The sequence below is a fragment of the Actinoallomurus sp. NPDC052274 genome, from assembly GCF_040679475.1.
Lineage (GTDB): Bacteria > Actinomycetota > Actinomycetes > Streptosporangiales > Streptosporangiaceae > Actinoallomurus > Actinoallomurus liliacearum.
The window spans coordinates 20,277-43,885 of record NZ_JBFAUT010000017.1; the positions used below are offsets into that span (position 1 = coordinate 20,277).

18 protein-coding genes and 1 pseudogene are annotated in these 23,609 nt (G+C 71.1%); 6 read left to right on the forward strand and 13 right to left on the reverse strand.

Features of this window, described 5'->3' with window-relative positions; all coding sequences use genetic code 11:
* A complete protein-coding gene (locus AB0K82_RS16720; RefSeq protein WP_364397751.1) occupies positions 1-1,305 on the forward strand; it encodes a HAMP domain-containing sensor histidine kinase in 1,305 nt (434 codons plus the stop codon).
* On the opposite strand, the gene AB0K82_RS16725 is transcribed toward AB0K82_RS16720, so the two are convergent.
* The 4 genes from AB0K82_RS16725 to AB0K82_RS16740 are packed head-to-tail and all read right to left on the reverse strand — an operon-like array spanning position 1,253 to position 6,732.
* Positions 1,253-2,797, reverse strand: a complete 1,545-nt coding sequence (locus AB0K82_RS16725; protein WP_364397753.1) for an MFS transporter — start codon at positions 2,795-2,797, stop codon at positions 1,253-1,255. The two genes, AB0K82_RS16720 and AB0K82_RS16725, sit on opposite strands and share 53 nt — an antisense overlap.
* Positions 2,794-4,158, reverse strand: a complete 1,365-nt coding sequence (locus tag AB0K82_RS16730; protein WP_364397754.1) for a cytochrome P450 — start codon at positions 4,156-4,158, stop codon at positions 2,794-2,796. Before AB0K82_RS16730 ends, AB0K82_RS16725 begins: the two co-directional genes overlap by 4 nt.
* The gene (locus AB0K82_RS16735; protein WP_364397756.1) at positions 4,155-5,189 is read right to left on the reverse strand and encodes an alpha-hydroxy acid oxidase; all 1,035 of its coding nucleotides are present in this window, start codon (positions 5,187-5,189) and stop codon (positions 4,155-4,157) included. Before AB0K82_RS16735 ends, AB0K82_RS16730 begins: the two co-directional genes overlap by 4 nt.
* 10 nt (positions 5,190-5,199) lie before the next feature.
* Entirely contained in the window at positions 5,200-6,732 is a 1,533-nt protein-coding gene (locus AB0K82_RS16740) for an NAD(P)-binding domain-containing protein (RefSeq protein WP_364397758.1), read from the reverse strand.
* Positions 6,733-6,873: 141 nt separating this feature from the next.
* Between AB0K82_RS16740 and AB0K82_RS16745 the strand changes: the two genes are divergently transcribed.
* A complete protein-coding gene (locus AB0K82_RS16745) occupies positions 6,874-7,335 on the forward strand; it encodes a hypothetical protein (RefSeq protein ID WP_364397760.1) in 462 nt (153 codons plus the stop codon).
* Positions 7,336-7,737: 402 nt separating this feature from the next.
* Here AB0K82_RS16745 and AB0K82_RS16750 read toward each other — a convergent pair whose 3' ends face one another.
* The 6 genes and pseudogenes from AB0K82_RS16750 to AB0K82_RS16775 form a co-directional block, all read right to left on the reverse strand.
* Positions 7,738-8,226, reverse strand: coding sequence for a hypothetical protein (locus AB0K82_RS16750; RefSeq protein WP_364397761.1), 489 nt, complete (start codon positions 8,224-8,226; stop codon positions 7,738-7,740).
* Between the two features lie 508 nt (positions 8,227-8,734).
* Positions 8,735-9,328: pseudogene (locus AB0K82_RS16755) on the reverse strand (exopolyphosphatase); the annotation flags it as partial.
* A gap of 160 nt (positions 9,329-9,488) precedes the next feature.
* Entirely contained in the window at positions 9,489-10,043 is a 555-nt protein-coding gene (locus tag AB0K82_RS16760) for a DUF501 domain-containing protein (protein WP_364397762.1), read from the reverse strand.
* A gap of 171 nt (positions 10,044-10,214) precedes the next feature.
* The gene (locus tag AB0K82_RS16765; protein WP_364397764.1) at positions 10,215-10,637 is read right to left on the reverse strand and encodes a septum formation initiator family protein; all 423 of its coding nucleotides are present in this window, start codon (positions 10,635-10,637) and stop codon (positions 10,215-10,217) included.
* Positions 10,638-10,649: 12 nt separating this feature from the next.
* Complete coding sequence (gene eno, locus AB0K82_RS16770) at positions 10,650-11,930, reverse strand: phosphopyruvate hydratase (RefSeq protein WP_364397766.1); 1,281 nt, start codon at positions 11,928-11,930, stop codon at positions 10,650-10,652.
* Between the two features lie 83 nt (positions 11,931-12,013).
* Positions 12,014-13,627: an IS200/IS605 family accessory protein TnpB-related protein gene (locus AB0K82_RS16775; protein WP_364397767.1), complete on the reverse strand. Its 1,614-nt coding sequence runs from the start codon at positions 13,625-13,627 to the stop codon at positions 12,014-12,016.
* Positions 13,628-14,055: 428 nt separating this feature from the next.
* On the opposite strand from AB0K82_RS16775, the gene AB0K82_RS16780 reads away from it, so the two are divergent.
* The 3 genes from AB0K82_RS16780 to AB0K82_RS16790 are packed head-to-tail and all read left to right on the forward strand — an operon-like array spanning position 14,056 to position 16,781.
* Complete coding sequence (locus tag AB0K82_RS16780) at positions 14,056-15,099, forward strand: ABC transporter substrate-binding protein (protein WP_364397769.1); 1,044 nt, start codon at positions 14,056-14,058, stop codon at positions 15,097-15,099.
* Positions 15,100-15,127: 28 nt separating this feature from the next.
* The gene (locus AB0K82_RS16785; protein WP_364397771.1) at positions 15,128-15,907 is read left to right on the forward strand and encodes an ABC transporter ATP-binding protein; all 780 of its coding nucleotides are present in this window, start codon (positions 15,128-15,130) and stop codon (positions 15,905-15,907) included.
* On the forward strand, positions 15,897-16,781 hold the full coding sequence (locus AB0K82_RS16790) for an ABC transporter permease (protein ID WP_364397773.1): 885 nt from the start codon (positions 15,897-15,899) through the stop codon (positions 16,779-16,781). Before AB0K82_RS16785 ends, AB0K82_RS16790 begins: the two co-directional genes overlap by 11 nt.
* A 7-nt stretch (positions 16,782-16,788) precedes the next feature.
* Here AB0K82_RS16790 and AB0K82_RS16795 read toward each other — a convergent pair whose 3' ends face one another.
* Positions 16,789-17,370 (reverse strand): Uma2 family endonuclease, encoded by a 582-nt coding sequence (locus tag AB0K82_RS16795; protein ID WP_364397774.1) that lies wholly within the window; start codon positions 17,368-17,370, stop codon positions 16,789-16,791.
* Positions 17,371-17,584: 214 nt separating this feature from the next.
* Here AB0K82_RS16795 and AB0K82_RS16800 point away from each other — a divergent pair, with 214 nt between their 5' ends.
* Positions 17,585-19,318, forward strand: coding sequence for an alpha/beta hydrolase-fold protein (locus AB0K82_RS16800; protein ID WP_364397776.1), 1,734 nt, complete (start codon positions 17,585-17,587; stop codon positions 19,316-19,318).
* Between the two features lie 82 nt (positions 19,319-19,400).
* Here the strand turns inward: AB0K82_RS16800 and AB0K82_RS16805 are convergent, their stop codons facing one another.
* Together AB0K82_RS16805 and AB0K82_RS16810 are read right to left on the reverse strand one after the other, a co-directional pair.
* Entirely contained in the window at positions 19,401-20,921 is a 1,521-nt protein-coding gene (locus tag AB0K82_RS16805; RefSeq protein ID WP_364397778.1) for an MFS transporter, read from the reverse strand.
* A 185-nt stretch (positions 20,922-21,106) separates the two neighbouring features.
* Positions 21,107-23,503, reverse strand: coding sequence for a transglycosylase domain-containing protein (locus AB0K82_RS16810; protein WP_364397780.1), 2,397 nt, complete (start codon positions 23,501-23,503; stop codon positions 21,107-21,109).
* Positions 23,504-23,609: the final 106 nt, after the last annotated feature.

A 23,609-nucleotide genomic window follows, 5' to 3' on the forward strand; every position in this document is an offset into this window, starting at 1 on the left:
GTGACCAGACCCCCGGACCTCGAACGGCGACTGCTGGTCCGGGCCCGCGCCGTCATCACCGCGCAGGTGGCCGGGGCCGTGACCCTCATCGTGGCGCTCGTCGGCATGCTCGTCTACTGCGTGACGATCGAGGGCCAGGAGTCCTCCGCGCGACGCGACCTCGCCCTCGCGGTCGCTCAGGCCGACCTCGCCCACCCGCCGCCCTGCATCTGGCTGTTCGAGCTGCGCGGGAACGCCCTGACCACCTCGCCCGGCGCGCCCGCGGACCTGCCCGTGCGCTCGGTGCTGCGCAGGGTCGCGGCCGACCACCGCACCAGGGTCGGACGCGTCACCGTCGGCGGCCGGGCCTACGTCGTACGGACGGCGGTGCGCGGCGGCGTGGTCCGGCAGGCGGCCATCGACCTGCGCTACCAGGTGGAGGAGCGCCGCCGGCTCTACGAGGCGCTCGCCGCGGCCGAGGCCGCCGGGCTGGCGGCGGCGCTGCTCGTGGGCCAGTTGCTCTCCCGCCGGGCGATCGCGCCGCTGGGGGAGGCCCTCGCCCGCCAGCGCCGGTTCGTCGCCGACGCGAGCCATGAGCTGCGCACGCCGCTGACCCAGCTGCACACCCGCGCGCAGCTCATGGAGCGCCGGCTGCGTCCCGGCGGCGACCCGGCGGACCTGGCCGCCGAGCTGCGGCGCATGGTCACCGGCACCCGCCAGCTCGGCGAGGTCATCGACGACCTGCTCCTGTCGGCGCAGCTCCGGCAGACCCAGCGGCCGTTCGGCGCGGTGGACCTCGGAGTCCTCGCCGAGGACCTGGTCACCGCCGAGAGCGCCCGCGCCGAGGCCCGCCAGGCCACCGTCGAGGTCCGGCGCCGGGACGCGGGGCCGTACGTCGTCCGCGGCGTGGAGCCGGCGTTGCGGCGCGTGGTCACCTCGCTGATCGACAACGCCTTCGGCCACATCGCCCCGGGCGGGCGGATCACGGTGACGCTGACCCGGAGCGAGAGCGCGGTCGCGCTGGAGGTCCGCGACGACGGCGTCGGACTCGACCCGGGAGACGCCGAGCGGCTGTTCACCCGGTTCGCCCGCGGGGAGCACGGCACGGGCCGCAGGTTCGGCCTCGGACTGGCCCTCGTCCGCGAGGTCGTCGACGGCCACGGCGGCACGATCGAGGTGGACGGACGGCCCGGCGCGGGCGCGGCCTTCACCGTACGCCTGCCCCCGGCCCCCCGCCCCGAGCACGCGACGTCCCGCACCGGGCATGTCGAGGTCAACCCGTCTCCGCCTCCACCAGTGGCCGCCCCGCGGTCTCCATTCCGGTGAGCCGCAGCACCAGCGCCGCCGCGCCGACGGGAACCGCGACGACGAGCGCCATCGTGGCCGGCTCGGGGGTCGAGGTGAGCAGCAGCGGGCCGAGCATGCCGCCGATCTTGCCCGCCGCCGCGGCCAGGCCGCTGCCGCCCGCGCGCAGGGCGGTCGGATAGACCTCGGTGGAGTACGGCGACAGCAGCGCGATCATGCCGCCGGCCCCGGCCAGCAGCGTGACCAGCAGGACGAGGAGGAGCGCCCGGCCCCGGTCCGCGTCCACGCCGAGCACCGGGAACAGCACGAGCACCCCGCCGGTGATCGCGGCGTAGCAGAACATGGTCCGGCGGCTGCCCCACCGCCCGTACAGGTAGGCGGCCAGCGCGGTGTTCGGCACCGCGAACAGCGAGGAGAAGAACAACAGCCCGCCCGCCGAGTGCTTGCCGCCGTCGCCCAGGAACGTCGGCAGGAACGTGATGAAGCCCCAGTTCACGATGCCCCAGCCCAGGCCGTACAGGGTGATGGTGAGCGTGCGGCGGCGGAACGGCGGCACCAGGAGCGCGCGGATCCGGGACCGGAACGAGGACCAGGCGGGCGGGGTCACGGGCGCGGCGCCGGACGCGCGGGTCGTGATCCCGTACCGCGCCATCACCCGGGCCGCCTCCTCCTCCCGGCCCACCGACAGCAGGAACCGCGGCGACTCCGGGATCCAGCGGCTCAGCAGGAGCAGCAGCGCGCCGGTCGGCGCGCCCAGCACCCACAGGATCCGCCAGCCGAAGTGCGGGACCAGCAGGGCGGACGCGCCGCTGGCCACCAGGTACCCGAGCGCGGCGCCCAGCCCGCTCTGCAGCACGATGAGCCCGCCGCGCCGCCGGGCCGGGATCGACTCGGCCATCAGCGAGTACACCGTCGGCAGCATGCCGCCGGCCGACGCGCCCATGAAGAAGCACATGACGAGGTTCCAGCCGAGGCTGGGCATGAAGCCGCAGATCGACGTGGCGATGTAGATGATCGCGGACAGCAGGATCGTCGACCGGCGGCCGAAGACGTCGGCGAGGAACCCCCACAGCACGGACCCGGTGACCGTGCCCGTGATCGCGACGAACGGCAGCGACGCCGCCGCCTTGGTGCTGATCCCGTACTCGTCGGCCATGCCGGGCACCACGAAACCGAGCGAGGCCGGCTTCATCGTGTCCACGACCAGGCCGATCGTCAGCACGGCCACGAGCAGCCAGTGCGCGCGCGTCAGCGGCGACTCGTCGAGCGCGGCGTACGGCACGGCCGAGGCGCGCCGCGCCCGGGCGGCCCGTTCCTCCCGCCCGGGCAGCAGGCACCACGTGCACAGGGCGAGGCCGATCACGATGAGGGTCATGCCGAGCGACATCGTCCGGCCCATCGGCATCCCGGCCATCATGTAGTGGTCGTGCCGGGCCATCACGTAGTCGGGGACGTGCATGAGCACGCCGGCCGTGACCAGCAGGGCGCCGATCCAGAACGCGTGTCGTTTCACCGTGACCTCCCGGTGACGGGGCAGGCCGCCTCGACGGCCGCGAAATGACGCTCGCACAGCCGTTTCCGGCGGGCGTCCCACACCATGTAGCCGCCGAGGACGAGCTGGACGACGCTGCGCGAGACGTCCTCCCAGCGGTCCCGGACGCGCATGACCGCCAGCCGCGCCGCCGGTCGTACGCCGGAGACGGCCGCGTCGTGGGGGATCAGCAGGCAGGGGCCCCGGTTCGGCGCGGACCGGGTGTGCGCGGCGGACGTCCGCAGCGCGAACCGCCGGACCACCTCGCGCGCCGCCACCCGCATCGTGATCGGGGTCAGGTGCCAGGCCGGGCAGGGGCGGTTCGCGGCGATCCCGAACGGGATGTGGTCGGCGTCCCGCGCCGACAGCGTCTCCCAGCGCTCGGGACGGAACTCGTCGGGGTCCTCGAACCGGGCGCGGTGGAACTCCGGATAGGAGAAGAGAAGCACCGACCCCGCCGGGATCGTCGTACGGTCGTCGACCCGGATCTCGCCCGAGGTGACGCGGTGCGCGACGCCGAACAGCGGGTACAGCCGGAGCGTCTCGTCGATCACCCGCTGGACGTACCGGTCGTCGGCGTCGCGCAGCCGTTCCCGCGCGTCCGGGTGGTCCGCCAGCACCATCAGCAGGTGGGTCATGGCCTCCGACGTCTGCACGACCGCCGTGTTGAAGAAGGTGCCCTGCAGGTACAGCGCCCGCTCCCGTGCCGACAGCCCCACCGGCAGCGGATGCCGTACGTCGGCGAGGCGGCGTTCCAGATAGTCGGTGAGCCGGAGCCGCCGGTTCATGTGCCGCAGCCCGCAGCACTTCAGCGCGGTCACCACGTCGTCGGCGTTGGCGACGATGAGGTCGCGCGCCTCCGGCGGGCACGGCTCGTCGAAGACCACCTCGTAGTAGAACTCCGCCCAAATCGGCATCATCAGGTCACGGAGCCGTACGGACGTCGTGCCGTCGATCCCGCGCAGCCCCCGCTCGACGCACCGGGCGGTGAGCTCCTCCGCCCGCGCGGTCGGCATGGCCAGGATCGCGCGCGTCGTCCGGGCGACCTCGTCGTAGCGCGGCCCGGGTTCGAGGTGCTCCTGGTGGATGTGCGGGCCGGGCGCCAGCCAGTACCAGAACAGGTCGGACAGGGCCGCGCCCCTGCTGCGGCCGTCCGCCGCCGGATCGGCGTACACCTGCTTGAACCGGGACACGTCCACCAGCGGTCCGGGCACCGGGATACCCTCGTCGCCGTTGACGCGGGCGAAGATCCACACACGGAGGGCGACGACCCGGCCGGGCAGCCAGTACGGCAGGCTCAGCAGGAGGGCGGCCGCGCCCACGGCCAGGATCGCGACCGTCATCGGACGAACGTCCGGTCGAGGTCCCGGACCGACGCGCATCCGCACTGGACGAGGGCGTGGTCGACCTCGTCGCGGATCCGTTCCAGCACGCCCTTGACGCCCTGCTCGCCCTCGGCGGCCAGGCCCCAGACGACCGGGCGGCCGAGCGCCACCGCGTTCGCGCCGAGGGCGAGGGCCTTCAGCACGTCGGTGCCGCGCCGGATCCCGCCGTCCATCAGCACGGGCAGGCCGCCCGCGGCGGCCACGACGTCCGGGAGGACGTCGATCGTGGCGGGCACCGTGTCGAGCTGGCGGCCGCCGTGGTTGGACACCATGAGCCCGGCGACGCCGGCGTCGGCGGCGAGCCGGGCGTCCTCGGGGTGCAGGACGCCCTTGAGCACGATCGGCAGGTCGGTGACGTCCCGCAGCCACGCGACGTGGTCCCAGGAGATCTCCGGTGACATCGCGATCTGCCGGACGTGGCCGGGGGAGTCGCCGATCCGGAGGTTCTCGCAGTACAGGCCGTCCGGCAGGTCGTGGAAGCCGTTGCGGTCGTCGCGTTCGCGCCGCCCCAGGGCGGGGGAGTCGACGGTCACGACGAGGGCCCCGCAGCCCGCCGCCTCCGCCCGCCGGACGATCGCCTCCGTGAAGCCGAGGTCGGGCTGGACGTAGAGCTGGAACCACAGCTTCGCGCCCGGCGCCTCGGCCGCGATGTCCTCCACCGCCACGGTCGAGGCCATGCTGACGATCATGATCGTGTCGGCGGCGGCCACCGCCCGCACCGTGGCGCGCTCGCCGTCGGGAGCGGCGAGGCGGTGAAAGGCCGTCGGCGCCACCAGCACCGGCATCGACGCGGTCGTGCCGAGCAGGGTCACGCCGAGCTCCCGCCGCGCGCCGCCGCGCAGAACGCGGGGGACGAGCGCCAGACGAGCCAGCGCCTCCTCGTTCGCCCGCAGGGTGACCTCGTCGCCCGCGCCGCCCGCGAAGTAGTCGTAGTGCACCGGGTCGAGGCGCTCGCGCGCCACGGCCTCGTACTCGCGCAGGGTCCGCACCGGTCCTCCCTCAGGCCGGCACGGTCGCGGTCCGGGCCGCGAAGAAGGCCCGCAGCGGTTCCCGGTGCGTGTCCGGGGAGTTCCACTCGTTCTCGAGGTTCTCGGTGATGTGGTGCGTGGCGACGAGCTCCCCGCCCCGGTAGTGCCGCACGATCGGGTGCAGGTAGTGGCCCTCGTCCGCCCGGGCGGAGTCGCTCTGCGCGATGCGGCGCACCGAGATGTCGAACGGGTCGTGCTTGTCGTGGTCCGGGCCGTAGTCCAGCGTGATCCGGTAGTGGTCGGGCAGGTCGACGTGGTCGAACGGCATCTCCTCCAGGTACCGCGCGCCCTCGCCGTCGACCGCGATCACGTCGGCCAGGAAGCCGAACTGCTGCCACAGCGCCGACGTGCGGTTGACCCGTTCGAGCACCGCGTCGGCGAGGGCCTCGGGCGTGCCGGGCAGGTCCCGGTGCGGCCACTCCACGCCCTCGTACCTGCTCTCCAGGATCCGGTGCAGGGCGCGCACGCCGTACCGGAACCCGTGGATGAACCCGCTCGTCCCCTTCTTGAAATCCCGGGACTGGGTGATCGTCCCGGCGAAGTACAGGCCGGGGACGTTCACCGACTCCCACGCCGTCGTCAGGGCGGGGAACCGGTCGCGGATCGTCAGCTCCGGCCGGCACGACTCGTCGAAGATGGAGGCGTCGAAGCGGAAGCCCGTGCACACGATGACGCGGTCGTACGGCACGTCCTTGGTGACCTCGTTCGCGCGGGCGAAGCTGACCGTGACGAGGTAGCCGTCGTCCCGCTTCTCGATCTTCTTGACGCTCCCGTCGAGGATCGCGTTCTGCGCCTTGAGCTGGTACGTGTCGAGGAAGTTGTTGTTGACCGCGCGCAGGTGCCCGACGAAGTGCGTCTGCCACGCCAGCCGTACGGAGCTCGGCCCCGCGACGTGGATCACCGCGGCCTTCTCGATCAGGTTGTCCGCGGTCTCGAACGCCGAGTTGCCTTTTCCGATGATCAGCACCCGCTGGTCGGTGAAGTCCGCCGGGTCCACGGACACCTCCGTGTAGAGCTCGGCGGTCTCGATGCCGGGGATCGGCGGGACGTACGGCTGCGAGGGGCCGGTCGCCGCGACCACCCGCCGGGCGCGGTGCACGTCACCGCCCTCGGTCCGCACCTCGAAGCCCTCGTCGTCGCGGGTGACGTGGACGACTCGGCTGTCGCACGCGATCTTCAGCTTCGTCGCCTCGGCGAAGTCGCTCAGGTAGCGCACCATCTCGTCGGCGGGCGGGAAGTACCGCTCGCTGTACCGGGTGAACAGCAGCTCCGGGTCGTCGGACAGCAGGGAGTTCCAGTCCATCCGCAGGTTCAGCTCCGGGTCGGTCCACCCGGTGTGCCGCTTGTTGTTGGAGATCAGCGTCCGGTGCCGGGGGAACGTCCTGAAGAACGTGCCGGGCGACGAGCCGGCCTCGAGGATCAGATAGTCGCGGCCCGCCCTCTCCAGCAGATATCCGAGCTGCAGCCCGGCCGGTCCCGCTCCGATCACCAGGTAGTCCTTCACCACGCACCTCAGCCGTTCGATCAGGGGTCGGACGCGGCAAGGATGGGCTCGCGAATCTCAGAGCTTCTTCAGAGGCGACCCGGCCGTGACCGCTCCCGGCCATCGGGAAACCGGATCCGCCACGCGGCGCGTCCTCTCGGTATGCGGGTCACGACGCTCGCCATGTGCCTCACGCTCGCGGCGACCGGCTGCGGCACGGGCGCGAACTGCGCCGAGATCCTCCGCGCCTCGGCCGTCGTCTTCATCGTCAAGGCGGAGCTACTGGCGGGGGCCGGCGGCACGGTGAGCGTGTGGGGATGCGTCGACAAGAGGTGCCGGACGTCCTTCGACCTGCCCGGGACCGGCGACCTGAGGGTGGTCGTGGCGGCCCCGGACCTGACGAGACCCGTCACCGTGGCCGTCGCACTGCGCGTCTACGGCTCCGGGAACCGTCTTCTCTTCGCCGGCACCCGCCGCGCCCGCCTCAGTCGAGATCCGTCGCACCCGGGCCCCTGCGACGACGCGTACACGGCGACGCTCGTGGCGTCGAGATCCGGCGGCCTCCAGCTCGCGCCGACGCCACAGCCGCCGGCCCCCGGCCCGGTCACTCCGGCTACGGGCTGACGGCGTCGTCGGCCTCCCGGCCGGCGATGGCCGATCACAGGCACCTTAGTGTCACGATCCGGTCATGGCCGGTAATTGCCAAGAAGTGATCTTGGAGGTAAATGTGACGCTATGTCGCGTCACATGCACTTTGTTGGAAGCCTGCCGCCGGACGTGTGCGGCACCCCTCGCAGGGCCATGGAGTGGATCACTCGTCAGGTCGGCGACCACCGGCTGACCACGCTGCCCTGCGACCTCGACCCCAACTGGATCGTCGCCTACCTGCGCACCCTCGCCGGGCGTCCGGCGTTCGAGGTCGACCGGCCCGGTGAGTACACCGGCTACAAGGACATGCGCCGGTACGGCGTCCGGCGCGGCCACCAGCTCCAGCCCGCGGACGTGGCGATGGACCGGGAGGACGCGCTACGCGAGATGCTGGAAGAGTTCCGCGCGCTGCGGGCCGAACGCCCCGAACTCGCCGACGTCCGCCTGCAGCTCAGCCTGCCCAACCCGCTCGACCTGGCGATCTTCGTGTTCGAGGGCCGGCCGTGGCTGTCCCTGCGGTACCTCTCGGTGTTCACCCAGGCGATCGTCGACGAGGTGACCGCGTTCCACGCGGTGACGGACCAGGACGTCGTCTGGCAACTGGAGACGCCGTCCGTCCTGGTCGGCATGGACATGGCGAAACGGCTGCCCGGCGGCCGGTCCTTCGCCGCGCGGCTGCTCGCCCGTCAGGTCGCCGGCCTCCTCGGCCGCCTCCCCGCCGACGCGGACGTGATCCTGCACCTGTGCTACGGCAACCTGGCGAACACCGAGCTCGTCGCGCCGCGCGACCTCGGCCCGGCCGTGACGTACCTCAACCTCCTGGCCCCCGCCCTGCGCCGCGCCGGCCGGCCGCTGCCGCCGGTGCACCTCCCCGCTGCGTACGGCGCGCACCCTTCGCCGCGCACCGAGGAGTTCTACCGGCCGCTGCGACGGCTGGACCCGGAGTGGCGGATCATCGCCGGCATCGCCGCCGCGACCGACCCGGAGGGCAGCGCCGAGAGCCTGCGGCTGCTCGAGGCCGCCGCCGGCCGCGAGGCGTACGCGGTCGCCACGGCCTGCGGCCTGGGCCGCCACACCGTCGAACAGGCCGAGAAGGCGGTCGAGGCGATGGCCGTCGCGGGGGGGGGCGGCCCGCCCCGGCACCAAAGCCGCGGGGGGGGCGCGCGCGCCCGCGCCCCGCCCGGCCCCCGCCCCGGGGGGGTGGGGGGGGGGGGCGCCCCGGCCCCCCCCCCCCCTCCCCCGCGCAGTGGCCCCGCCCCGCGCCCCGCGCCGCGTCGGCCGGGCACGGCTCCGTCGCGCCCCGACCGGCGCCGTTTCCGGGCGGCACCGGGATGCTCGCCGGCTCCGGCGCCGGCCGACCGTCGCGCACGGCGGCGAGGGCCGCGTCGATGTCCGCGACGGCGGCGGCGACCTGCTCGGGCGACGGCGGGTCGGCCCGCAGGTGCCGCTCCGTCAGCCGGACGCAGCCGATGTCGACCGAGCGCGCCGCCTCGACCTCGGTGGTGCCGAAGACGAACTCGGTGGAGCCGCCGCCGATGTCGACGACGAGGTACGGGCGCATCGGCCGCAGGGCCGACAGATCCTTCGTCGCCCCGATGAACGACAGGTGGGCCTCTTCCTCACCGGTGATCACCTCGGGTGCCACGCCGAAGATGTCGACGACGCCTCGCACGAAGTCGTCCCGGTTGGACGCGTCACGGGTGGCGCTGGTCGCCACGACCCTCGTCTTGATGGGGGTGCCGGTGACGTCGTGCGCGGCGATCAGCTTCGCGTAGCCCCGCATGGCGGCGAACGTGCGGTCGAGGGCCTCGGGGGCCAGGCGACCGGTCTTGTCGACGCCCTGCCCGAGCCGCACGATCTCCATGCGGCGTTCGAGGTCGGTCAACCGGCCGTCGACGATGTCGGCGATGAGCAGACGGACGGAATTCGTCCCGCAGTCGATCGCCGCGACACGCGTCGCTGTGCTCACGATTCGTTCGCCTCCCGGCGCACCTCGTCGGCGCGGTCCTCCCGCGCTCCTCGGCGACGGCGATCACCATGACCGCCGTCTCCGCCTCCACCTCCGACCGCGCCCGAGGGACCCGGCTCACGCGGGCCGCCCGCTTCGGCCGCCGACTTACACCAAATCATTACAACGCCTGACGGTTCGCGTCATCGGATCCCGGAGACCGCCCGGCCTCGGTGCCACATGTGGTCGCGCACGAGCCGGTGCGCCACCAGTCCGGCATCCGGTCCAGGGCCTCCCGGCCGAAGGGATTCGCCCCCGGCACCGCGAGTTCGTGCGCGACCAGGGCGTGCAGGCACTTCACCCGGGACGGCATGCCGCCCGAGCTCTGCATCCCCTCGGGGAGCGGCTCGACGCCCTCCTCCTTCGCGGCGGCGTCCCGGCGGTCGAGGTAGTCGCGGTGCGCCGCCTCGTACGCCGCGGCCAGCTCCGGGTCGGCGTCGAGCCGGGCGGTCATCTCCCGCATCAGCCCGCTCGCCTCCAGCGTCCCGATCGCCGACGCGGCCTTCGGGCAGGTCAGGTAGAACAACGTCGGGAACGGCGTGCCGTCGGGCAGCCGGGGCGCGGTCTCCACCACGTCGGGCAGCCCGCAGGGGCAGCGATGGGCGATCGCCCGCAGCCCGCGCGGCGCACGGCCCAGTTGCGCGGCCACCGCCGCGACGTCGCGTTCCTCGATCACCGGGTAAGCCCTCCGGAGTCACCGGCAGGCCCGCCTGCCGACCTGTCGCCATGGCACCGGACCGCCGCCGTACTCCGGCCGCCGGTCATCGGCGTGCCGGATCGCCGCCGGCGGGTCGGTACCGCGAACCGCCTCGCCGAAATCTTCAATGCCAGCGCTCAGGGTATGCGGTCAGCGGCGCCGATCCGCCGCGTCCACCGACCGCCACAGCGTGACGTACCAGGGCGGGGTGGGCGGCGGGCGCTTGCGGGAGGCGTCCTGACCGCTGCTCTGCCCCCCGCCCAGCACCACGTAGCACTTGGCGCCCGGATCGCACATGTGCAACCGGCGGCGCGCCTCGCGCTTGATGTAGGACTCGTCGCCGAGCCGCTGCTTCTGCCGGGAGAGCTGCTCGACCTGTCCCTGCGCCACTCGCTGCTGGACCCGCAGCGATGCGATCTCCCGTCGCTGGGCGATGTACTCCCGGACGGGATAGGCCAGGCTCAGGGCGATCGCGCAGGCGACGACCGCCAGGATCGCGGCGCGGCTCGTCAGATGAGCGCGCCGCATCTCCTTGGCGTTCCGCTCAGGCGGTCGCCGCTTCTCCTCGGCCATCGGAGCCCGGTCTCACTCCCCGTGGAAGCGGGGGAACGCCGACCGGCCGGCGTACCGCGCGGCGTCGTCGAGGAGCTCCTCGATGCGCAGCAGCTGGTTGTACTTGGCCACCCGGTCGCTCCGGGCCGGGGCGCCCGTCTTGATCTGACCGCTGCCGACGGCGACGGCCAGGTCGGCGATCGTGGTGTCCTCGGTCTCGCCGGAACGGTGGCTCATCATCGTGCGGAAGCCGCTCATGTGCGCGAGGGTCACCGCGTCGAGGGTCTCGGTCAGCGTGCCGATCTGGTTGACCTTGACCAGGAGCGCGTTGGCCGCCGCCGAGTCGATGCCGCGCTGCAGGCGCTCCGGGTTGGTGACGAACAGGTCGTCGCCCACGATCTGGACGCGGGAGCCGACGGCCTCGGTGAGCGCCTGCCAGCCGGCCCAGTCCTCCTCCGACAGGGGGTCCTCGATGGAGACCAGCGGGTACGCGTCGAGCAGCTCGCCGTAGTAGGACGCCATCTCCTCGGCGGAGCGCTTGCCGCCCTCGAACGCGTACGTGCCCTCGGAGTGGAACTCCGTGGCGGCCACGTCCAGGGCGAGCGCGATGTCGGCGCCCGGCCGGAACCCGGCCCGCTGGATCGCCTCCAGGATCAGGTCCAGGGCGTCCCGGTTGCTCGGCAGCTCGGGGGCGAAACCGCCCTCGTCGCCGAGCCCGGTCGCCAGGCCCCGGCCCTTCAGCACGGCCTTCAGCGCGTGGTAGGTCTCCGCGCCCCAGCGGACGGCCTCACTGAACGTCGACGCGCCGATCGGCGCGATCATGAACTCCTGAATGTCGACGTTGGTGTCGGCGTGGGCGCCGCCGTTGAGGATGTTCATCATCGGCACCGGCAGCACGTGGGCGTTCGGCCCGCCGACGTAGCGGAAGAGCGGGAGGTCGGCCGACAGGGCCGCGGCCTTCGCCACCGCGAGGCTGACGCCAAGGATGGCGTTGGCGCCCAGGCGGGACTTGTCAGGGGTCCCGTCGAGGTCGATGAGCGCCTGGTCGATCAGGCGCTGGTCGTCCGCGTCGTATCCGAGCAGCTCGGGCGCGATCTCGTCTTCGACGCCCTGCACGGCCTTCTCGACGCCCTTGCCGTTGTACCGCTCCCCGCCGTCGCGGAGCTCGACGGCCTCGAACTGGCCGGTCGAGGCGCCGCTCGGCACCGCTGCGCGCGCTCCGCTGCCGTCGTCGAGCTGCACTTCCACCTCGACCGTGGGGTTACCCCGAGAATCGAGGATCTCCCGAGCGTGTACGGCTTCGATCGACGACACTTGAGCTCCTTGTGATCACTATCGGACCTTTCGCCCCTGAGCTTAGTCGCACTGGGCTGGACAGCCGCGCAACGCCACCGTTCCTATGGGCTGAGCATGAGTTGCGCATGCTCAGCCGGACGCTCCGAACGGTGTTGAGCATCCTGGTCCCCCGCGTTCACTCCGCATCCGGGCGGCGCGGATCGTGTCCGTGGTCCCAGGATACGGGGGCGGGGTTCCTCACACCGTGGGGCTTCTGGTGCGGCCTGGACGGTCCGATGCCCCTGCTCATCGCTCTGGCGAGCAGGGGGTGGTGCCGTCCGTCGCCGGATCGGATGCCCCAAAGCGCGTCGTCCGATCGCCACCGCCGCCGCCTCATGGCGAGTAACGGGACGCCGGGAAGTGGTCAAAGTGTGCTGCCAGTGCTGGGCTCCCCATTTGGAGGTATAAGCGGGGTCGACGGCGATGATAGGGATGCCGAGTTCGGCGGCCATCGCCACCAGCCTGTTCCTTAGCCTGCGGACGGGCATGCCGGAGATCAGCTGCCGGAACCATTTGCGGTGTCCGTGTTTTTCGCGGGTGGTCTCGGCGGTGAAGTCCAGGTCTTCGATCGCGATGGCCAGATCGTGCCGTTTCGCCCAGTGCAGCAGACGGATCAGGGCGTGCCGGACTTGAGCGTCACGGTGGGCGGTGGTGCCGGTCAGGTCGTAGTCAAAGCGGCGCGGGGCACCGACGGGGTTGCCGTGGGCATCCAGGCGCCAGGCGGCCAAGTGGTCGGCGTTGGTGTCCACACTTATCACACCTCCGCCCCGGGCACTTTCGAGCGGGACGGTCCTGGCCGCTGGGATCGTCCAGGATGCGGTCACATACCAGCGGCCGCGCTGGACGTCTTCGTGGATGCGGTAGGCCACGGCCTGGTTCGCGGTGATGCGGTCGCGCCATTGCTCGCCCCGGTGTGGGAACGACACCCTCGCGGCGAGGACATACCGGCCGTGCCTGGCGTTGGCCAGATGCGCCAGGGGTACCGGGAGCTTGATACTGATCTCGCCCTCCGGAGTGATACGGAGTGTCTCGTTGCCGTACCGCTTGCCGGACTCCCCATCGGCTTGGAGGAACCGGCGTTCGGCCCGCCAACGCGCGCGCCACTCAGTCTTGGTGAGCTGGGCCGCCTCCAGGTTGTGCCGGTTACGCAGCAGCCGCTTACCGCCCCGTACGACACGGACCCGCCCAGCCTGATAATCAGCCTGGAGGCGCGTCAGCCGGTCTTGAAGCAGGTGCAGGCGACGTGTCTTGGCGAACCACTCCTGCGCACTGCGATAACCACCCGGCGCTTCCTTCGAGCCCTTCTCACCCACCGGAACAGACAGGCGCTGAGTGATCGTGCGTATCGCGGCCTCGAGACTGCGGAGGTAGGCCAGTTGGTTGCGGCGCGCTAACGCCCACTGGTCATGGGTGGCCTTGGTGATCGAACCGGCCCACCGCGACGACGACTCCTCCGTCAACGCCCGCTTGCGGGCCGCCCAATGATCATTGTCATGATTCAGTCCGGCTGCACACCGTGTCTTCAGATCACGGGAGGCCAGCGAACCGAGATGGTCACCCACCAACTGCAGCATCTGTACGTCCTGGGCCGTGACGTTCTTGAGCCGGTCGCGGATCGCCACACCCGGCGGACCCAGCGCCACGAATGGTGGCTGGATAAGGCGCAGGTCAGGCATGACCGACCACCTCCAGCGCCCGGCGAACATGGTTCCGCACCGAACCACCGCCATGAACACGAGCGCGCAACACGGCTGGCTCTACCACGTCTCGCACCTGATCGCCGGAAACCTGAGACCCGACCGACCGAGCCGCAACCGGCACAGCATCCTTGCGAAACCAGCGGTAAGCGGTGCAGGCACCGACCCCCTGCGCTCGCCCCCACTCCACCGAAATCACTCGGTAACCATACCGTCACTTAAAGCTTCGACAGTACTGCCCGGCACCCTTGGTGGCCGGATCAGGCCACCGGCCGTCCATCTGCAGCCTCTTCGTCCAGTAGTCAACCGGTTACACCCGCATTCCACCTACTTGACGCTTCCTTCGAATCCCTTGTCTACTTAAGCGACCAATCAGACCTGATCGATAGATATAGTGGGAGTTGCCCATGAAACCGCGGCTCGCGGCCTTCGGCCTTGCCATCATCGTCGGCACCGGGCTGCTCACCGCGTGCGGCGGTGGCGACGACAAGAAGACGTCCTCCGGGACCGACGACACCGTCGTCCGGCTCGGCTTCTTCCCGAACATCACGCACGCCACGGCGCTCGTCGGCATACAGAAGGGCATCTTCACCAAGCACCTCGGCAAGGCCCCGAAGACGCTCACCTTCAACGCCGGCCCGGCCGCCACCGAGGCGGTCTTCTCCGGCGCGGTCGACGCGACGTACGTCGGCCCCAACCCGGCCATCAACGCCTTCGTGAAGTCACACGGCCAGGCCATCAAGATCATCGCTGGCGCGGCCAGCGGCGGCGCCGCCCTGATCGTCAAGCCGTCCATCACCTCGGCGGCCGACCTGCGCGGCAAGAAGATCGCCACCCCGCAGCTCGGCAACACCCAGGACGTGGCCCTCCGCTACTGGCTGAAGCAGCAGGGCCTCAAGACGGACAAGGCCGGCGGCGGCGACGTCCACGTCGTCCCCCAGGACAACTCCCAGACCCTCCAGGCGTTCGCGCAGGGCCAGATCGACGGCGCGTGGGTGCCGGAGCCGTACGCTTCCCGGCTCATCCTGGAGAGCAAGGGCAAGAAGCTCGTCGACGAGGCGTCGCTGTGGCCCGGCGGCAAGTTCGTCATCACGAACCTGATCGTGCGGACCGAGTTCCTCAAGAAGCACCCCGCCCTGGTGAAGAAGCTGCTCGAGGCGCAGGTCGAGGCGACCGACTACATCAACTCCGACAAGGCCGGCGCGGAGCAGGCCGCCAACACGGAGCTGGGGTCGCTGACCGGCAAGCCGCTCAAGCAGGCCGCCCTCGACGCGACGTTCAAGAACGTCACCTTCACCAACGACCCGATCGCCTCGTCGCTGCAGGCCAGCGCCCAGCACGCCGAGGCGGTCGGCCTGCTCGACCACGTCGACCTGAAGGGCATCTACGACCTCGGACCGCTCAACGAGGTCCTCAAGGCCAAGGGCGAACCGGCGGTGAGCGACTCGTGACCCGCCCGCTGGGCTGAGGGAGAAGAAAATGGCTGCCACCACATGGGAACCGGAGCGGACGGCCGCCCCTCCGGTGCGGATCGACGGTGTCTCCAAGGCGTACGGGACCGGCGGCGGCGCGCTCCTGGCGCTCGACAAGGTGTCGCTGTCGGTCGATCCGGGAGAGTTCGTCTGCATCCTGGGCGCGTCAGGGTGCGGCAAGAGCACACTGCTGTCGATCGTCGCCGGGCTGGACCGGCCGACGCTCGGCACGGTCGACGTCGGCGGCGCGCGGGTGGGCCTGATGTTCCAGGAGCCCGCGCTGTTCCCCTGGCTGACCGTCGCCGGCAACGTCGAGCTGGCCCTGCGCACGCGAGGCGTGCCGAAGGCCGAACGCCGGCGGCGCGCCGCCGAACTGCTGGAGGCCGTGCACCTGGACGGCTTCGGCCGCAAGCGGCCCCACCAGCTCTCCGGCGGGATGCGCCAGCGCGTCGCCATCGCCCGGGCCCTCGCCCAGGACAGCGACGTGCTGCTGATGGACGAGCCGTTCGGCGCGCTGGACGCGATGACCCGCGACCTGCTCCACGACGAGCTGGAGCGCATCTGGTCCGAGCGTTCCCTCACCGTGCTGTTCGTGACGCACAACGTGCGCGAGGCCGTACGCCTCGGCGACCGCGTCGTCCTGCTGTCCAGCCGTCCCGGCCGCGTCGTCGAGGAGTTCCCGGTGCCACTGGACCGGCCGCGGCGCATCGACGACGGCGAGGTCGCCGCGCTGGCGGGACAGATCACCGATCGGCTTCGTGAGGAGGTCGGCCGTCATGGAGCGTGAACCGATGGAGCCGGGCGGGGCGGCGACGAACGTGCTCGAGCGTCAGATCGCGGGCCTGGACGCGCTGGAGATGGCGAACCGCGCACGCCCCGGCCTGCTGCGGCGGACCTGGGCGTCGGCGTGGCCGGTGCTCGCCGCGATCGCCATCGCGGTCGGCGTCTGGGAGATCGTCGTGCTCAGCGGCTGGAAGCCGACGTACGTCCTGCCCGGCCCGGCGCAGGTCTTCCCGCAGCTGGGCCGGGACCTGAGCGAGTCGTCGTTCTGGGCGGGGCTGGGCCTGACCATGCGCCGCGCGGTGATCGGCTTCGCGCTGGCGATCGTCGTCGGGGCCGCGATCGGGGCGGTCGTGTCGCGGGTGCGGTTCCTGCGGGTGGCGTTCGGCTCGCTGATCACCGGGTTGCAGACGATGCCGTCGATCGCCTGGTTCCCGCTCGCCATCCTGCTGTTCCAGCTCAGCGAGAGCGCGATCCTGTTCGTCATCGTGCTCGGCGCGGCCCCGTCGATCGCCAACGGCCTGATCGCCGGCGTCGACTACACCCCGCCGATCCTACTGCGGGCGGGGAAGATCCTGGGGCTGCGCGGACTGGCGCTGTACCGGCACCTCATCCTGCCCGCGTCGCTCCCGGCCTTCGTGACGGGGCTCAAGCAGGGGTGGGCGTTCGCCTGGCGCAGCCTGATGGCGGGCGAGCTCCTCGTGATCATCGGGCACCACACGTCGCTCGGCGTCCGCCTGGAGTACGCCCGGGAGAACATCGACGCGCCGGACATGATCGCCATCATGATCGTGATCCTGGTCATCGGCATCGTGATCGACCGGCTCTTCTCCGCCGTCGACCGCGCCCTCCGCCGAAGCCGCGGCCTCGACCCCTCCTGAGGGATCGTCAGGGACGCCGCTTGAGCAGGTCCGCCGGATCGACCTCCCCGAACGGATCGGGAAGCTGCAACGTCTCCCCGCACGTCGCTCGGGCCACCTCGTTGTAGTGGCCCGAGCCGAGCCGCTGCAGGATGAGCGTCGGCCGCTCGTCATTCTCGTCGACCTCCACGAGGAGGTACCAGGGGATGCGGGCGACGGAGTAGAGGTGATTCTTGTAGACCCAGTCCTGGCCCTTGTTCGACGGTGAGAGAACCTCCACGACCAGGAGGATCTCCGCCGGATGGTGGACCAGGACATCGTCGCCCTGCTCGTACGTCGCGACCACGTCGGGGATGAGGATCTTCTCCGGGCCGATGCGCACGTTGAGCTCGACTTCGACGGCGAGGTCGTCTGGCGCCTGCGCCTCCAGCAGGTTGGCCAGCCGTCGCATGAGCCGCTGATGCGCCTGTCTAGGCGCCGGGCTCACGACGAGCCTCCCGTCGACCAGCTCGATCTTCGGCCCGCCGGGCGGAATCCGGAGGTAGTCCTCCTCGGTCCAAGGGCCGTCGTGGAACCAGAAGTCTTCGTACGGCACGGCTTCCGCGATCACCTTCGCTCGCCTCCCGACGATGTCGACACCAGTCTGGCATGCCCGCATCCTAAACAGGAGTGAGCACGCTACGCATTCACTTCATTACGATTCGTTACCCGTACGGCCTGAACCGGCCAAAGGCTTTCTGGGGCCGGATCGCCCATTCCGTGTGGGCCGTATTCGTGACATCGTCCAGCCCGTAACCACGGCCTTGATCAAGAGGAGGCACGCCGTGCGGGCTCGTGTCATCGGCGCGATCGGTGCGATGCTGCTGACGATGGGCGGAACGGTCGCCGCGGCCGACCCGGATCCGCCGCTGCGGTTCGCTCTCTCGTTCCCCTCCACCCTGCGTCAGGACGCGGCGGACGGCCGCGCGTACGTCGTCATCTCGCGCAAGGCCGCGCCGGAGCCGCGGGAGCAGATCGACATCACCGGCGGCGTGCCGTTCTGGGGGCAGGACGTCGACGGGCTACGGCCCGGGCGTACGGCGTATGTGGACGGGCGGGCGTACGGCTATCCCCTGGAGCGGCTGGGCGACCTGCCGCCTGGGCGCTACACCGTGCAGGCGTTCTTCAACGTCTACACGACGTTCCACCGCTCGGACGGCTCGACCGTGCGGCTCCACATGCCGTGCGGGGACGGGCAGGACCTGTTCAACTCGCCCGGCAACATGTACGGCACGCCGCAGACCATCGATCTCCAGCCCCGGCGATCGGGCACGATCCGGCTGAACCTGGACCACGTGATCACGCCCGCGCAGCCCGTTCCCGCCGGTGGTACCTGCCAGCAGGGCAACCCGGCGGACACCGCGCACGTCAAGCACGTGAAGATCCTCAGCCCGTCCCTGTCGAAGTTCTGGGGACGGCCGATGTACGTCGGCGCGAACGTGCTGCTGCCCGCCGGCTACGACGCGGCCGACGACGAGCGCTACCCGGTGGAATACCACTTCGCGCACTTCACGACCGGCGCGCCGCACGGCTTTCGCGAGGACCAGGGCAACGCGTTCTCCAAGTGGTGGATGTCGGACGCCGCTCCGCGTTTCATCAGCGTCGAGGTCCGCGAGGAGAACCCGTTCTATGACTCCTCGTACGTGGTGAACTCCGCCAACCTCGGCCCGTACGGCGACGCCACCACCAAGGAGCTGATCCCGGCGATCGACGCCGGCTTCCGGACCATCGCCGCGCCGTGGGCGCGGGTCACCTCGGGCGGTTCCACGGGCGGGTGGGAGGCGCTCGCGAGCGAGGTCTTCTATCCGGACGTGTACGGCGGAACGTTCGCCGGATATCCGGACCCGGTCGACTTCCACCGCCACCAGATCGTCAACGTGTACGGCGACGCGAACGCCTACGACACCGTCCGCGAGTGGGATCGCACGCCCCGCCCGGACAGCCGCGACGTCGCCGGTGACACGAACTACGTCATGGCCCAGGAGAACCTGTGGGAACTGGCCCGCGGCGACCGTGACCGATCGGGCGGCGCGTGGGCGATCTGGGAGGCGGTGTACGGCCCCCAGGGCCGGGACGGTTACCCGGCGCTCGCGTGGGACAAGCGGACCGGCGTCATCGATCCCGCGGTGACCGCCCGGTGGAGGCCGATGGACCTGAGCGCGAAGCTCGCCGCCGAGTGGCCGGCGCTCGGGCCGAAGCTCCAGGGCAGGATCTACGTCTACGTGGGCGACACCGACACGTACTTCCTCAACGACGCGGTGCAGTTGCTGCAGCAGACCCTCGACGCGCGTACGAACCCGACCGCGGACGCGACGTTCGTCTACGGCCGGGCCAAGCAGCACGGCTGGTCGCCGTACAGCGCCCAGGAGTGGTTCTCGGTCTACGCCGACTACATCGCCCGGCACGCGCCGAAGGGCACCGACACCAGCGCCTGGAGAGGGCCGGCCGGCACGGCCCGGCTGAGCCCCTCCGGCGGCGTCATCATGCCGCCGGAGAAGTCGGTCGGCCTCCCCCGCTGACGCCGCACGTGAAGCGGCCCCGCATCGGAGGGGATCCGATGCGGGGCCAGGCGTCGTCAGACCGACGCGGGACCGGACGGGGTCAGATCGCCGGGGCGGGGCCGGGGCCGGGCTCGAGGTCATCGAGCCGCTCGGCGAGGGTCTCCGGCACCTTCTTGGCCGCGCTGAGCGGGGCGGCGATGTCCTCCAGCGAGACCTGCTCGCATTTGACGCCGAAGATCGCCGCGATGATCCCCGCGAAGCCCATGACGCCCGCCGCGATGAGGTAGGCGATGAACAGCTTGCCGCGGTCCGGGTGGTCCTGGTCGCCGATCAGGGCGCCGAAGATCGTCGGTCCGAGGGCCCCGAAGACCTGCGCGATGGCGAAGAACAGCGCGATCGCTTGGGACCGCAGCTCCATCGGGAAGATCTCGCTGACCGTCAGGTAGCCCGAGCTCGCCGCGGCCGAGGCGATGAAGAAGATCACCGTCCAGAGCACCGTCTGCGTGAAGGCCGTCAGCGACCCGATCTTGAAGAGGTAGCCGCTGACCGCCAGGAGCGCGCCGGACACGAGGTACGTTCCGGCGATCATCTGCTTGCGGCCGACCGTGTCGAACAGCCGTCCGATGAGCAGCGGGCCGAGGAGGTTCCCCGCCGCGAAGGCGAAGAAGTACTTCGCCACCTCGTGGTCGGAGACCCCATAGAAGTGCTTGAGCACCAGGCCGTACGTGAAGAAGATCGCGTTGTAGAGGAACGACTGGCTGATCATCAGCGTGGCGCCGAGCAGCGACCGCGAGGGGTAGTCCCGGAACAGCGTCTTCGCGACCTGGGCGAACGAGACGCTCTCCTGCGGGCGCACCTCGACGTACCGCTCGGGGTCGACCGGCTCCAGGGTGCGTCCGGACGCCTCGACCTCGCGTTCGATCAGCGCGACGGTCTTCTCCGCCTCTTCCGCCTGCCCGTGCGCCAGTTGCCAGCGGGGGCTCTCGGGGAGCGTGCGGCGCAGGCCCCAGATCGCCACGCCGATCACCGGGCCGATGAAGAAGCCGACCCGCCAGCCGATGTTGTCGGCGAGCAGGCTGTGGTTGAGCAGGGCGTACTCGCTCAGCGACGCGACGATCGCGCCGAACCAGTAGGTTCCGCTGACCGCCAGGTCGACGCGGCCGCGGTAGCGCGCCGGGATCAGTTCGTCGATCGCGGAGTGGATCGCCGCGTACTCACCGCCGATGCCCATTCCGGCGATGAAGCGGAGCACGAGGAAGCTGCCGTAGTTGAACGAGAAGGCGGTCAGCCCGTTGGCGACCAGGTAGAGCGCGAGGGTGGCGACGAACAGCCGGCGACGTCCGAGGCGGTCGGACAGCCGGCCGAAGACCAGCGCGCCGAGCACTTCACCGAGCAGGTAGATCGTCGCCGAGAATCCGACGTCCTGGGAGCTGAGGTGCAGGGTGCCGGCGTGTTGCAGGACCGGTCCCACGATGCTGGCGATCTGGATCTCCAGCCCGTCCAGCACCCAGGCCACGCCGAGGGCGGCGATCATCCGGGTGTGGAAGCGGGACCAGGGCAGTCGATCGATCCGCGCGGGTACGAGGCTTCGCACGGTGGGCTGGTGCGGGGGAGCGCCCACGTCGTCTCCTTTGCCGTGTGGTTGCGTACCGTCAGGATGCGCTTACGTTAGAAAGCCCCCGCCGCACGGTGAAGGGATCATGGACAGATCTGAGGTTCAGGGCGTGCTTCGTCGCCCTTTGAGCACACAAACACCCGGAAGTAACGGAATGTCCGCTATCTGAATGACCGGCGCGCGACGCCGGGTCAGAGGCCGGGGGTCCCGCCGACCGGTGGCGGGAAGGTCGGCTGCGTCGGCGGGCCGGGCGGGGTCGTCGGACCCGGCCCACCGGGCGGCGGGAACGGGTTGGACGGGGGTTCCTGCCGCGCGCCCTTGCTGACGTAGATGGTGACCGTGGCGCCCGGTTCGACCGCGGCGCCGCCGCCCGGCGAGGTACGCGCGACCGTGCCCGAGGGGTAGGTGTCCGAGGCGACGCGCGCGCCGAAGCTCACGTCGAAGCCCGCGGCCCGCAGCCGGGCGGCCGCCGCCGACGGGCTGAGGCCGAGGACGTCGGGGACCTGCACACGGTCCTCGCCGGAGCCCTCGCTGTAGTAGTCGCCCGGCGGGCTGTGGAAGTCGTGGGCGGGCACGTCCTGCAGCGCGCCGAGCATCGTCTGACGCCAGATCGGCGCGGGGATGTCCGCGCCGAACACCTCGCCGAAGCAGCGGCCGCCCAGGCAGACGTTCCGCAGCGGATGCTTGTAACCGCCTCGCGGGTCGCCGACCCACACCGCGCTCGCCAGGTCCGGCGTGTACCCGGCGAACCAGGCGGAGGAGAAGCCGTCGACCGTGCCCGTCTTGCCCGCGGCCGGGCGGCCGATGCCCATCCCGGCGGCCGTGCCCCGGGTCAGCACCCCGCGCAGTACGTGGTTGACGGCGTCGGCGACGCCCTTGTCGATCGCCTGGTGGCAGTGGGCGCTCGGGACCTTCAGCTCGTGGCCGGTCGTGTCCGTGATCTTCGTGAGGACGATCGGCTCACAGTACTCACCGCGAGCGCCGAAGGCCGCGTACGCCGCCGCGACGCGCAGCGGTGAGACCGTGTTGAAGCCGAGCGTGAAGGAGGGGTACTGCTGCAGCGCCGACCCGTCGGCGCGGCGCATGCCGAGCTTCTCGGCCATCTTCACCGTGTCGCAGAGGCCGACCTCCTTCTCCAGCCGGAGGAAGAAGGTGTTGACCGAGTTCCACGTCCCGGTGACGAGGCTGAACGTCCGGCCGCCCTCACCGTCGGCGGCGTTGCCCAGCGACTCCGTGGAGCTGACCGGTTTGCCGTCGCAGTCGCGGAACCCGGTCGGGGTGTAGTGGTCGGGGGCCATCAGACGGTGCCCGAACGGCATGCCCTGATCCAGCGCGGCCGCCAGCGTGAAGATCTTGAAAGTGGATCCGGCCTGCATGCCGATGCTCGTGCCGTGATCGGAGTCGGCGGCGAAGTTCACCCAGGTCTTGCCCCGCTTCCCGCCTGGCCCCAGGTCACGGTCGACCGCCATGGCCTTCACCTGGCCGGTGCCCGGCTCGACGAGCGCCTCGGCGGCCGCCTTGTGGCTGGAGTTCTTCGGCGGGACGTAGCGGTCGACCGCGCGCTGCGCGGCGCGCTGCATCTTCGGGTCCAGCGTCGTCCGGATGACCAGACCGCCGCGCTGGAGGAGCCTGGTGCGGACCTTCACGGTCTTGCCGAAGATCGGATTGCCGAGGATCTCCCGCTCGACGTAGTCGCAGAAGAACGGCGCCGAGCTCTCCACGCAGCCGTTCGGCGTCGACGTGACGTGCAGGTCGAGGCCGGCCCCCTCGGCGTCCGACGCGGTCGCGGCGGGCAGCCAGCCGAGGTCGCTCATCCGTTGCAGCACGGTGTTGCGCCGCTGCTTGGCCAGGCCCGGGTTGACGGTCGGGTCGTAGGCGTACGGGTAACGGACGATCCCCGCCAGCAGCGCCGCCTCGGGCAGGGTCAGCTTGGCGGCGGAGTGGCCGAAGTAGTGCCGGGAGGCGGCCTCGACGCCGTACGCTCCCCCGCCGAAGTAGGCGATGTTGAGGTACCGCTCGAGGATCTGGTCCTTGGTGAGCTGCTTCTCCATCGCCACGGCGTAGCGCAGCTCGCGGAGCTTGCGCGCCGGCGTCGTCGCCAGCGCCGACCGACGTTCGGCGTCGTTGTCGGCGGTCTCGACGAGGAGGTTCTTGACGTACTGCTGGGTGATGCCCGACCCGCCCTGCGTGACCTGACCGGCGGCGAGGTTGCTGGCCAGTGCGCGCACCGTGCCCTTGAGGTCCAGCCCGCCGTGCTCGTAGAAGCGGCTGTCCTCGATGGCGAGGATCGCCTTGCGCATGATCGGGGCGACCTTTTTCAGCGGCACGTCGATGCGGTTCTCGTAGTAGAACGTGGCCAGCTTCGACCCGTCGGCGGCGAGGATCACCGAACGCTGGGCCACCGGCGGGGTCCGCAGATCGCCGGGGATGGCCTCGAACCAGTTGGCGCCGTTGCGCGCGCCCACGCCGACCATGCCGACGGTGGAGAAGGCGATGAGCGCCGCCAGCACGCCCGCGACGACACCGGCGCCCGCGAGACGCCCGATGATCCGCAGGGCGTCACTCCGCGGGTCTTCCCCAGTTGACACCGGCTCAGCGTACGACGAACCGGCCCGGGAAGGATCTCCACGGGTCAACAAAAGGCCATCGAAATCAGGCCACTATGGGACGAGGAGCGACATTTGACTGCGGCGA

Excerpts from the sequence above, each read along its gene's own strand:
- AB0K82_RS16730 (WP_364397754.1), bottom strand. The coding sequence starts at position 4,158 with ATGACGGTCGCGATCCTGGCCGTGGGCGCGGCCGCCCTCCTGCTGAGC.
- AB0K82_RS16745 (WP_364397760.1), top strand. The coding sequence starts at position 6,874 with ATGCGGGTCACGACGCTCGCCATGTGCCTCACGCTCGCGGCGACCGGC.
- AB0K82_RS16765 (WP_364397764.1), bottom strand. The coding sequence starts at position 10,637 with ATGGCCGAGGAGAAGCGGCGACCGCCTGAGCGGAACGCCAAGGAGATG.
- AB0K82_RS16775 (WP_364397767.1), bottom strand. The coding sequence starts at position 13,627 with ATGCCTGACCTGCGCCTTATCCAGCCACCATTCGTGGCGCTGGGTCCG.
- AB0K82_RS16780 (WP_364397769.1), top strand. The coding sequence starts at position 14,056 with ATGAAACCGCGGCTCGCGGCCTTCGGCCTTGCCATCATCGTCGGCACC.
- AB0K82_RS16785 (WP_364397771.1), top strand. The coding sequence starts at position 15,128 with ATGGCTGCCACCACATGGGAACCGGAGCGGACGGCCGCCCCTCCGGTG.
- AB0K82_RS16790 (WP_364397773.1), top strand. The coding sequence starts at position 15,897 with ATGGAGCGTGAACCGATGGAGCCGGGCGGGGCGGCGACGAACGTGCTC.